The following is a 10,761-nucleotide window of genomic DNA, read 5'->3' as shown; positions in this document are numbered from 1 at the left end:
ACCTCAGGGGAAAAGTGCTGGGATGTAATCTTCATAAATGCTTAAATGATCGAATGTAAAATGGCATGTAACATGAGAGCACTATTGCATTGCGTAACCCATTTATCAATGTAATCGTTACCTTAATACAATGAGTAGCGCATTCTTGTTTTGTTTGTATCGAGGAAATGAGCGGTAATGTCGGCAATGGATTACGATAACGACGAATTAATTTTTTTAGATGATGATGGTTCAGTTGAAGAGCAAACCTTATTGGGCAAAGACTGGAACATTCTTATTGTCGATGACGATGAAGAGATTCACACCGTAACGCGTCTCGCGCTATCTGATCTCATCGTAAACGATCGCAAATTAAACTTCATCCACGCTTATTCAGCAAAACAAGCCAAAGAAATGCTGCACGAATATGGCAACAGCATTGCCATAATTTTACTTGATGTCGTTATGGAGACTGATGACGCGGGTTTTGATGTTGTTAAATACATCCGCGAAGACATGAAGTTAGTTGAACCTCGAATTATCTTACGTACGGGCCAGCCCGGCTACGCGCCTGAAGAGCAAGTCATTAAAGTTTACGATATCAATGACTACAAAACCAAAACAGAACTTACTCGCGCCAAATTACTAACTACTATCATTTCCTCACTACGCTCTTATCAGCAAATTGTAACGATTAGTCAAAGCCGTGCTGGTTTAGAGAAAATAATCACCTCTTCAGCGAACTTGTTTGAAGAACATTCGGTGAAAGAGTTTTGCGAAGGTGTAGTTACTCAGATTAGTTCGCTTATTGGTTTAGATTCCGAAGGTTTATTGTGCGCAAGAGCGGGTTCTTTGCTAGACCGAGAGGACGAAGAGGTTTACGTGCTTGGCGCTGCGGGGGAGTATGCGAAATTTATAAACCAGCCTGTGTTCACGCTTAAAAACCTTGAAATTGAAGAAAATATTAGTCGGTGCCTACGTCTTAAAAAGCACATTTTTGAGCCTAGTTGCTCTGTGCTGTATATCAGCCGCGCTGGTTTTGAAGCTGCCGTATTTGTTCGACAAACCCACGAGATTAGTGAGCTAGACAAGCACTTGCTTGAGGTTTTTCTATCCAGTATTTCAGTGGGATACGAAAACGTTAATCTTTTCCATGAATTAAGAAATGCGGCGTTCAGAGACTGGTTAACCCGTCTGCCAAACCGCAATGAGTTTATCAATATGCTCGATAAACCTCATTTGTTTGCCGGAGAAAACTATAGCGTAGCTCTTATCGACGTAAATCACTTTTCCGATATAAATGATGGTTTAGGGCAAGAAGTCGGCAACGAATTGTTGCGAGCTATAAGCGATCGCTTTCAATCTTCTTTCGATAGCATAGTTAAAAAAGGCCGCATAGGTGCTGATGTATTTGGTCTTATTGGTCCTGACGATTTGGTATGCCCCAAGTCCATTAACAACATTTTCCAATCTTCATTTCAGGTAGGTGATCACACCCTTCCGGTGAATATAACACTTGGTTTGTGCAAGTTAGACAATAAACGCCACATCGGCATTGAGATTTTAAAGCGCACGAATATTGCGTTAAACCGTGCTAAGAAAAATCTGACAGATAACTTCGAATATCACGCCAAAGATATTGAAGATCAGACGACTTGGCGCCTAGATATGATTCGCCAACTCCGAAGTGACTTTGCAGCAAGAAAGCTGGAGCTGTGGTTTCAGCCGCAAGTGGACTTACTGAATGAAAAAGTTGTTGGCATGGAAGGCTTACTACGCTGGCCCAATGGTGAAGGGGGATATATTTCTCCCGCCGTATTTGTGCCACTTGCTGAGTATTCAGGCCTTATCGTTGATATCGGTGAATGGGTATTAGAAGAATCATGCCGTCGTCTTCAGGAATTGAAAGAAAAAGGCTACGGCCATCTAAGAGTTGCCGTTAACATCTCTATTCCGCAGTTCCGTGACAGGTTATTTGTAGAAAAAGTTAAGCAGGCACTATCTAACGCCAACTGCGACCCAAGCCTGTTAGAGCTAGAAATAACAGAAAGCGTGGTGATGGATGAGCCGCAAATTGTAATAGATGCATTGCGTTCGTTAAAAGAATTTGGGGTGAAAATAGCCATTGATGACTTTGGAACAGGCTTTTCCTCCATGAGTTATCTACAGCAGCTTCCGTTAGATCGATTGAAGGTCGATCGTTCTTTTGTCAAAGACATTAAACCGGGTGCAAGCGCAGTGCTTGCTGAGACCATTGTGACTTTGGGTAACAAGCTAGGCTTATTGACTATCGCCGAAGGCGTAGAAAAAAGAGAGCAGGCGAGTTACATGATAAAGCTTGGATGTGACGAAGCACAGGGCTACTTGTACGCGAAGCCTATGCCGTTCGATGCGCTTTTAGCGTTTCTTGAAGAGCACGACTAAACTTTTAATACAGATTCGACAGTGTCTCGCAACTTGGGAAGGATATCTAATTCAAACCAAGGGTTTTTAGCGAGCCACCTGTTGTTTCTTCCTGACGGGTGGGGCAGTACGAAATGTGTTTCAGTCGGACTGCGTACAGCTTCAGTTAACGTTTTGTGTTGCGGTAAATAATACTGTTGCGAGTAACGTCCCACGTAAAGCGTTACTTCAGGTTTTAAATGAAGAAGAAAGTCATTATGCCAAGCGGGAGCACATTCTTTTCTTGGCGGGGCATCTGCTCCATTTTTATAACCTGGAAAGCAGAAGCCCATTGGCAGCACCGAAATTAAGCTAGGGTTATAAAAGGTCTCTCTCGAGACAGACAACCAATCGCGTAACCGATCTCCGCTGGGATCATCAAACGCAATGTTGCGTTCATGAGCTTTCAACCCCGGTGCTTGCCCAATAATAAGCACTTTAGTTGATGGTGCAGTGCTAAATATGGGGTTGGGTTGATGCGGTAGGTGAGGGGCACACAGTCTACAATTTCTCGCTTTAACCACTAGTGCATCGTGGCCTTTCACATTTTTCTCCAAATATTTCTCTTTGTCATACTTTTGTCACAAAACTATGATCTCAGTTTGACTATCTTATGTATATACAGTATGTTTAATAGTGACAGTAGTAGACTGTAACACAGGAGAAGAAACATGCGTAAAGTAGTACTAACCCTAGCTCTATCAGCGGCCTTTGGTATTGCGCATGCGGAATCTGGTGATAACCAGCTTTTCGATTGCATGGATGCGAAAACATTCGAAATGAATAACCAATGTATGTCTGACAAAATCGGCAATAACATTCGTTTCCGTGATGCACAAGCAAAGTTGATCGACATTGCAAGCGATAGTCAGGGTGACTACGCCATTGCAACAATGACGTTCGATCAAGAAAATATGCACATCGACATCGTAGCACATAAAGATTCGCTTAACGCGCTTGCTGCGAACCGTAACTAATTTCTTAGTTAACGCATATTAAGCCGGCGACAATCTCGCCGGCTTTTTTGTGTCCGTTAGAAAATTCTATTAAGTCCATTAATAGCAGCAACTCGATAAGCTTCTGCCATGGTTGGATAGTTAAACGTAGTGTTAACGAAGTAATCTATGGTATTGCCTTCACCCTTTTGCTGCATGATCGCTTGGCCGATGTGAACAATCTCGGAGGCACGTTCACCGAAACAATGAATGCCCAAGATTTCTTTAGTTTCGCGATGAAACAAGATTTTCAGACTTCCTGTCTGCGTTGACGCGATTTGGGCTCTGGCCAAATGTTTGAACTGAGCTCTTCCCACTTCATAAGGCACTTTTGCTGCAGTAAGCTCTTGCTCTGTTTTACCAACAGAACTTATTTCTGGGATGGTGTATATGCCTGACGGAATATCTTCTACCAATGCCGAATGTGTTTTTATGCCAAGCATAGCTTCAGCGGCAAAGCGACCTTGGTTATAAGCCGCAGATGCTAAACTTGGATAGCCAATGACATCGCCGACTGCAAATACATTGTCTACGTCAGTTTGATAATTTTCGTTAACCTTGAGTTGGCCTCTGCCATCGGCTTTTAAACCAATATTCTCGAGTTTAAGTGTATCTGTATTACCCGTTCTTCCGTTAGCAAACAAGAGACAATCTGCGCGCATACGCTTGCCCGACTCTAAGTTTAAAATAACCGAGTCATCGGTAGCTTCAACCGAAGAATAGGCCTCATTGTGCCGGATGAGTACGCCATTGTTCCACAGGTGATAACTGAGTGCGTCCGATATCTCGTCATCAAGAAATGACAGTAAGCGATCGCGCATGTTAACGAGGTCAACTTTTACGCCTAGTCCTCTGAAAATACTGGCATATTCAGAGCCAATGACCCCAGCGCCATAGATAATTATTGATTTGGGATCGTGATCTAAAGATAGGATAGTGTCTGAGTTATAAATACGCGGGTGATTAAAGTCGATGTCTTTAGGACAATAAGGACGCGACCCTGTGGCAATAGCAATTTGGCCTGCAGTGACAGTATCTTTAGAGCCATCTTTACGGGTTATCTCTAACGTATGCGCATCTACGAAACTGGCTTCGCCGTGAAATAGCGTCACACGATTTCTGTCGTAGAAAGAAGAGCGAAGTCGAGTTTGGCTTTTTACCACACCGCTAGCATGGCGCATGATGTCAGAAAACGTAAGACTCTTACTTAAGTGGTTGTCGGCAAACAAGGGAGAAGAGTTATATTCAATAAGACGACTTACTGAGTGACGAAGCGCTTTCGATGGAATGGTTCCCCAATGGGTACAGCCCCCTCCCACTGCCTCGTAGCGCTCAACAACCGCCACTTTTTTTCCGGCTTTGGCAAGCTGCATTGCAACGCCTTCTCCACCAGGACCTGTGCCAATAACGATAGCGTCGTAATGATACGACGGGGCTTTGGTTTTTTGCTTCGTTGCCATCTTACTTTCCCATGTTGTTACTTTTGTAATGCGATGTCACCACTAGGTTAGCCGTAATACAAAATGAATGATTCTGGTTTTAGTATAACGACCTTATCCAACTATAGAATAAAAAAAAACCACATAAGCAGACACTTATGTGGTTTTTAGCGTTCAAACGTATAAAAGAGGGCGTTAATTTACGCCATTTGCAATGACAAACTATGTAACTGTGTCCATTTCTCTTTCTGTACAGCAAATGCGTGTTTCAGCTCTTTGTACTTGTATGCAAGCTCAAGCCCTTCGATACTGCGCTTTAGGGTGCGTTGTTTAACGCGCATAACACGTTTTTTCGTGGCGTAGTATTCACTCATGCGCTGCATTAACAAGTCGTATTCTTCTTGAATGGTATGCATCATTTCTTCAGCATTAGGCAGTAGCGATACTTTTTCACTTGCTCTTTGCAGCTGCATTGCTGCTAACGCTTTCTCGATGCGCTCTTCTGGCACTTTGCGAAGGTTGGATGTCAGTCCTACCAGTGATAATCCCTTAATAAGCCATTTTGTAGGATCAAACTGATACCAGCGAATGCCATTACGATAGTCGTACTCAAAGATGTGATGGTAATTGTGATAACCTTCACCAAAGGTAAAAAACGCAAGAATACCGTTATCTCGTGCTGTGTTCTTATCGGTGTAAGGCTGGCTACCCCAAAAATGAGCAAGAGAATTGATAAAGAAGGTTACGTGATGCACTAGCACCAAGCGAAGTACACCGGCTACCAAGATCATGCCTAATACGTCACCATTTAAATAGCCCAGAAGACCTGTGATACCGAAGTTGGCCGCCAGCACGATGGGCAAATAGTAGTTATGCTGCCACATCACCACTTTATCTTTTTGAAGATCTTTACAGTTACTGTAGTCATCGTAACGTTTGGCCTGATACTCACGCAACATCCAGCCGATATGCGCAAACCAAAGCCCTTTCTTCGCAGAGTAGGGGTCTTTGTCGTTATCATCAACATGACGATGATGAACGCGATGATCTGACGACCAGTGCAAAATACTATTTTGCAGCGCCATAGCGCCACCAATCGCAAGGATCACACGAACAACCACATTGGCGTCGTAAGTTTTATGCGACCATAAGCGGTGGTAGCCGGCAGTTATAGACATACCGGTAAAGTAAAATAGGAATATAGCCGCACCGATTTCTGCCCAATCGATGCCTTGATACGCCACCCATAGCGGCACACCAATAAACGCAATTGCGCCAGATATAATAAATACCAGCACATTAGTAAGGATAAGAGGAGGTTTTTTCATTTTATACAACTTGGCTTACAACTGTTCGCTAATTTATCGTTTTACGAGGCTTCAGGCAAGCAAAACCCAGATTAGTTCTGCTTACATGTGTAAAGTTTAATTATAGTAAAGCTACGCTGAAACGCTCGTTGATTGTGGCTTTTTCTGCTTAATGCTTGTTTATAAAAGAGATGATTCTGTTTCTCTTTCCCCACTGGTGTGTGTTGCGATAAACTACACATGCTAGTCTTTGATGTACGAAGTTTGATTGCGTTAATGGCTATACAGATGACGTAAGGGCTTCAACCCCAAGCGCTAAAAATCATCAAGCCGTTTAGAGCTAATCAACCTATGGTGCGAATGTGAGTCGACAAGAACAGAAATTAAAAACCCGCCAAAATATCATTCATGCTGCGTTTTCTTTGCTCGATGAAAATCGCAGCTTATCGGCAATCAGCTTGCGTGAAGTTGCCCGAGAGGCAGGTATAGCACCTACGTCTTTTTATCGGCACTTCAAAGATATGGACGAATTGGGTTTAACGCTGGTGGATGAAGCCGGTTTAGCATTGCGGCAGCTTATGCGTCAGGCAAGGCGGCGTATAGCCTCTGGAGGCGGCGTAATACATACTTCTGTTGAAACCTTCATGGAATTTATTGCGGCAAATACAAACGTATTTCGTTTATTACTACGCGAGCATACTGGTACGTCGTCGGCTTATCGGTTGGCAGTATTTAGAGAGATTCAACACTTCATCGACGAGTTGACCGACTACATTATTGAACAGCAGGGCGTAGAATACGCATGCGCGCAGCTTCAAGCTGATGCTATGGTAAGGCTCGTATTCAGTGCTGGGGCAGAGGCATTAGAAGCAGACGATAAGCTTCGCCGCGAAATTGGTGAGAGAGTGAAAGCACAGCTTCGCTTCGTTCAAGTAGGTGCAACGCAAAAAAGCGTATAATTGAATTAGTGGCGATTGGCCTTTTAAGTCCAAATCGTTTGCTCTAATCAAAGCCACCTTATTTTAATACGTCTTCATAGGCCTTTGTGACTCCAAAGGCCTTGTCAATTTGTACCAAAACTAGCTTTTGCGTGTAAGTAAAACGCCAGCCTCAATGTGATGAGTAAACGGGAATTGATCGAATAGTGCTGATTGAGCAACGTCGTGAGTTTCACTTAAAAGCTCAAGATTTTGCGCCAGCGTTTCAGGGTTACACGAGATATACACGATATTATCGTAATCCTGAATCATTCTAAGCGAGTCTTCATCTAACCCAGCTCTTGGTGGGTCAACCAATACAGTTGTGAAATTATATGCACTTAGATCAATGCCTTCTAACCGACTAAACGTACGTTCACCTTTCATAGCCTGAGTGAATTCTTCAGCGGCGAGTCTTACGATCTTCACATTATTAAGCTGATTTTGTTCAATATTAAACTGCGCAGCTTGTACAGAGGGCTTGGCTATTTCGGTCCCCACAACATTATCGAAGTGAAGCGCTAGCGGCAGTGAGAAGTTACCTGCACCGCAATACATCTCCAGTAAATCGCCAGAGAGCGGCTTTACGCAATCTAGTGCCCATTCAATCATGCTACAGTTCACTTCGGCATTGGGCTGAGTGAAGCTATTTTCGATATGCTTAAATATGAATTCTTTGCCATTAACGGGTAAGCGCTCAATAACAAAATCGTTGTCGATAATAAGCTTTTGTTTTCTCGCACGGCCGATGATGTTTACTTTCGGAAAGTGAGCCTCGAGTTTCGCCTTTAATTCTTCTGCAGCCTCTTGCCACTTCTCATCTAGTTGACGATGGTATAAAAGGCTGATGACAAGCTCGCCAGATAGTGCAGAAAGATAATCGATTTGAAAAAGCTTCTTTCTTAGCGCTTCATTTGGTCTTACTTCTTCAAGCAACAGCGCCATAGCATCGTTTATTGCTTTACAAGCAGGAGGAAAGCTATCTACGCGGTACTTTTCTTTTGTTTCCTGGTTGAACATGATGTGAAACAAATCATCGCCTTCATGCCATACTCTAAATTCGGCGCGCATACGGTAGTGCGTTGGTTGCGATGGAAATACGGTTAAGTCAGGCGCATTGAACGGAGAAAGTAACGCAGTAAGACGTTCTACTTTTTCGTCCAACTGAGCTTGATAGCGTTGTTGTTCGGTCGCGGTCATAAAATTCTCCATTCAATATTGAGGTCGCGAATTGTAGTCCCTTATAAAATAACTGCAACAAGCTCTATCTACTTCTGCATTATTATTAGGAACGAACTAGTAAAAAAGCTGTATTAAAATTAAACAATACTGATTCTTTGCCGATAATAAGATTGAGGATAGTGAGGATCAAATTATGAACGTGGGTCAAATTAAGGCTTTTATGGGCGACCAGAAGGTCGATCAAAAAGCAGATCAAAAGGCATCAGTTCACCCGAACGAAATGTTGAAAAAGCAGTTACAGCAAGACGGATTGCAGCAAGCGGCTGAGTTTTCTAAACAACAAGCGGCATCAGTATCTGTTTCCAGTAGCCAAACTAGCATCGGCTTACGTGTGGTAAGTAGTAGTCTTAACCAAGCGTTAGTTATAGATGGCCAAAAGCCACAAGAAGCCAAAGAGAAAAGCATTGAAGATAAGTCGAACAGTTTGTTCGACTTTGAAAAAGTTGCCAGAAACGTACTTAAGTTCGTAGGTGGCGTCATTAGAGGTGCGGCAAACGGTGGTGCCAGCGAAGAAAAGCTTAATGGCTTATTTAGCCAAGCGAGAGAAGGCGTAAGCCGTGGATTCGCTATGGCTGAAAAAGACCTCGCTGGTTTTATGAATGAAGAGATTGAGCAAGGGATGACAAAAAGCCGCGATCTCATCGATACAGGAATAAACGATCTGGAAACTGACATATTTGGTCGCCAGCAGCCGAACGCTGTAACGCTTTCGTCCTTAAACGCGGTAGCTGCATCGGATGAGAAAAGGGGAAGCTTGCTGATTCGAACTAAAGATGGAGACGAAGTGAGTTTTAGTTTTGAGAGTCTTCGCTCGTTCCAAGCGTCTCAACAACTTAATTTCCAAGCACAGGCATCTCAGGAGCAATCAGGCGGTAGTGGCGAGCAAGGTGAAAACAATTTTTCAGCGTCATACCAACAACAAACTTCGTACCAATACTATGAGCGAAGCGGTATTAGCTTTTCATTAAAAGGAGAGCTTGATGAAGATGAGTTAGAGTCGATAGCTGATTTAGTTGGTCAAGTTCAGGATCTCGCCGACACCTTTTACAGTGGTGACATCGACAAAGCATTTGAAGAAGCGTTAAGTTTAGGCTTTGACGATAAAGAGTTAGTTGGCTACGCGTTACAGTTAAATAGAACAACACAGACCGAAGTGCTAAAGACGTATGAGAACATCCAACATTACAATGAAGACAAAAGCGATAATTCGAAGTTTGGAAATGTGGTTAGCCCTATAGCGCAATATCTAGAAAAGATGATGGATACTTTTGCTAATGCCGAAAGTACGTTAGAAAGTAACGAAGACTATAATACCTTAATAGGTGGGTTGATTAATGAGATCAAAGACGTGCAGGTGCCAGATCTTGTATCTGCTATAAATAGGTTTCACGCTTTTAATCAAACGTTACTTAATGGACTTCCTCAATCTGCTGAGACAAGTGAATAACTAACTATTTACTAATATAAAAGCCCGGTAGCGAAAGCTAACCGGGCTTTTTTATAGCCTATAAACCGTACTCACAAAATTATGCGTGTTCGACTTTGTCCTTTGCAGGGCGAACTTTTAGGGTTCGCTCCTGGAAGATTGAGTCGTTAGTTTTATCGATTACGCTGTTTAAGTCGTCAGTTACAACTTCGATAAAACCGTATCCTTTTCTTTTTCCAGTTTTACGATCCTTCATTAAGCGAACCGACTGTACTTCAATAAAGCTACTGAAGTATTCCTTTACTGCGTTCTCGTTTGCTCTATAAGGCAAATTACCCACATATAAAGTTTCTACTGATCCGTCATTAGAATGTGCTCTGGCATCTGAGGAAGATGGACTTTGAATAAGAGACGCTAGCCAAGGAGTAACGATACCGCTGATCAGCAGAGCTGCTGAGACGGTCAGTGGAACATGGACGTTTAAACTAGCAGAAGAAAATAACAAGTAACCTGCAATTGCAAAAATAGCGCTAATAACAGCGCATTGAATAAAGCCTACTTTCATATACCTACCTTTCTATTGTTTATTATGGTGTTGGAGGCTGTATATAGTTTACTCATTTGTAACAAATTGAACAATAAAATGTGAAAAAACTAGTCTAAAGATGGATTGAGTCGCTAGAAATGATGCAGAAATGAGCGGTTAACACCAAAAGTGGCTTAAAAAGCAAAAAAATCCAATTTAAGTGTTGATCTTTCACAAGAGGTATCTATAATGCGCTCCACGTTCTGAGGGGGCTTCGAGAAAAACAAAGCCAACTCAGCAACAAGTGCGAAACCAAGTTTTCAAACAAATAAAAAGTTTAAAAACATGGTTGACATCGAAAACAAACGATGTAAAATGCGCACCTCACTCGAACAGGGTGAGTCACTAAGAAGCAACGGTTTCTAGTG

9 protein-coding genes are annotated in these 10,761 nt (G+C 42.6%); 4 read left to right on the top strand and 5 right to left on the bottom strand.

Annotation, left to right across the window (positions count from 1 at the left end):
• The first annotated feature begins 177 nt into the window (after positions 1-177).
• Positions 178-2,403 carry a bifunctional diguanylate cyclase/phosphodiesterase gene (locus ACFI6L_RS06215; RefSeq protein ID WP_462573608.1) on the top strand — a complete coding sequence of 742 codons (2,226 nt, stop codon included), beginning with the start codon at positions 178-180 and terminating at the stop codon, positions 2,401-2,403.
• On the opposite strand, the gene ACFI6L_RS06210 is transcribed toward ACFI6L_RS06215, so the two are convergent.
• A complete protein-coding gene (locus ACFI6L_RS06210) occupies positions 2,400-2,978 on the bottom strand; it encodes a uracil-DNA glycosylase family protein (protein WP_187447514.1) in 579 nt (192 codons plus the stop codon). The two genes, ACFI6L_RS06215 and ACFI6L_RS06210, sit on opposite strands and share 4 nt — an antisense overlap.
• A gap of 114 nt (positions 2,979-3,092) precedes the next feature.
• Between ACFI6L_RS06210 and ACFI6L_RS06205 the strand changes: the two genes are divergently transcribed.
• Positions 3,093-3,398 (top strand): hypothetical protein, encoded by a 306-nt coding sequence (locus ACFI6L_RS06205; RefSeq protein WP_014950713.1) that lies wholly within the window; start codon positions 3,093-3,095, stop codon positions 3,396-3,398.
• 56 nt (positions 3,399-3,454) lie between these two features.
• On the opposite strand, the gene sthA is transcribed toward ACFI6L_RS06205, so the two are convergent.
• A complete protein-coding gene (sthA, locus tag ACFI6L_RS06200) occupies positions 3,455-4,876 on the bottom strand; it encodes a Si-specific NAD(P)(+) transhydrogenase (RefSeq protein WP_014950712.1) in 1,422 nt (473 codons plus the stop codon).
• A 179-nt stretch (positions 4,877-5,055) separates the two neighbouring features.
• A complete protein-coding gene (locus ACFI6L_RS06195; RefSeq protein ID WP_014950711.1) occupies positions 5,056-6,183 on the bottom strand; it encodes an acyl-CoA desaturase in 1,128 nt (375 codons plus the stop codon).
• Positions 6,184-6,524: 341 nt separating this feature from the next.
• On the opposite strand from ACFI6L_RS06195, the gene fabR reads away from it, so the two are divergent.
• Positions 6,525-7,121: an HTH-type transcriptional repressor FabR gene (fabR, locus tag ACFI6L_RS06190; RefSeq protein WP_014977408.1), complete on the top strand. Its 597-nt coding sequence runs from the start codon at positions 6,525-6,527 to the stop codon at positions 7,119-7,121.
• A gap of 120 nt (positions 7,122-7,241) precedes the next feature.
• On the opposite strand, the gene trmA is transcribed toward fabR, so the two are convergent.
• Complete coding sequence (gene trmA / locus ACFI6L_RS06185; RefSeq protein WP_282762986.1) at positions 7,242-8,339, bottom strand: tRNA (uridine(54)-C5)-methyltransferase TrmA; 1,098 nt, start codon at positions 8,337-8,339, stop codon at positions 7,242-7,244.
• A gap of 175 nt (positions 8,340-8,514) precedes the next feature.
• Between trmA and ACFI6L_RS06180 the strand changes: the two genes are divergently transcribed.
• On the top strand, positions 8,515-9,828 hold the full coding sequence (locus tag ACFI6L_RS06180; protein ID WP_462573607.1) for a DUF5610 domain-containing protein: 1,314 nt from the start codon (positions 8,515-8,517) through the stop codon (positions 9,826-9,828).
• A gap of 79 nt (positions 9,829-9,907) precedes the next feature.
• On the opposite strand, the gene ACFI6L_RS06175 is transcribed toward ACFI6L_RS06180, so the two are convergent.
• Positions 9,908-10,372 carry an RNA recognition motif domain-containing protein gene (locus tag ACFI6L_RS06175; RefSeq protein ID WP_014950707.1) on the bottom strand — a complete coding sequence of 155 codons (465 nt, stop codon included), beginning with the start codon at positions 10,370-10,372 and terminating at the stop codon, positions 9,908-9,910.
• Positions 10,373-10,761 lie beyond the last annotated feature (389 nt).

Source organism: Alteromonas sp. G4i35 (assembly GCF_054960375.1).
The sequence above is the reverse complement of the archived record's forward strand: the minus strand, read 5'-3'. Positions and strand labels throughout refer to the sequence as shown.

Coding starts and splice junctions, on each gene's coding strand:
- ACFI6L_RS06195 (WP_014950711.1), bottom strand. CDS start 6,183: ATGAAAAAACCTCCTCTTATCCTTACTAATGTGCTGGTATTTATTATA.
- ACFI6L_RS06180 (WP_462573607.1), top strand. CDS start 8,515: ATGAACGTGGGTCAAATTAAGGCTTTTATGGGCGACCAGAAGGTCGAT.
- trmA (WP_282762986.1), bottom strand. CDS start 8,339: ATGACCGCGACCGAACAACAACGCTATCAAGCTCAGTTGGACGAAAAA.
- ACFI6L_RS06205 (WP_014950713.1), top strand. CDS start 3,093: ATGCGTAAAGTAGTACTAACCCTAGCTCTATCAGCGGCCTTTGGTATT.
- sthA (WP_014950712.1), bottom strand. CDS start 4,876: ATGGCAACGAAGCAAAAAACCAAAGCCCCGTCGTATCATTACGACGCT.
- ACFI6L_RS06175 (WP_014950707.1), bottom strand. CDS start 10,372: ATGAAAGTAGGCTTTATTCAATGCGCTGTTATTAGCGCTATTTTTGCA.
- ACFI6L_RS06215 (WP_462573608.1), top strand. CDS start 178: ATGTCGGCAATGGATTACGATAACGACGAATTAATTTTTTTAGATGAT.